The sequence below is a fragment of the Mycobacterium sp. UM_Kg27 genome (genome assembly GCF_000972905.1).
Classification (GTDB): Bacteria; Actinomycetota; Actinomycetes; order Mycobacteriales; family Mycobacteriaceae; genus Mycobacterium.
Window position 1 is genome coordinate 1 of record NZ_JRMM01000392.1, and the last position, 217, is coordinate 217.

Here is a 217-nt window from a genome sequence, read left to right on the forward strand (position 1 = left end):
ATCCGTAGGTCTTCGCGGGTGGCCCAGCGGTGCCGGTCCAGGACGTTCTTCTGCAGCAAGCTGAAGAACGACTCCATGGCGGCGTTGTCACCGGCGGCGCCGACCCGGCCCATCGAGCCGATCATGGTGTAGTGGTGCAGTGCGGCAACGAATTTCCGGCTTCGAAATTGCGACCCGCGGTCGGTGTGCAGCACACAGCCGGCGACATCGCCGCGGC

1 pseudogene is annotated in these 217 nt (G+C 65.9%); it reads right to left on the reverse strand.

Annotated elements, in window-relative coordinates:
- Positions 1–217 (reverse strand): annotated as a pseudogene (locus LI94_RS21785) (DDE-type integrase/transposase/recombinase); the annotation flags it as partial.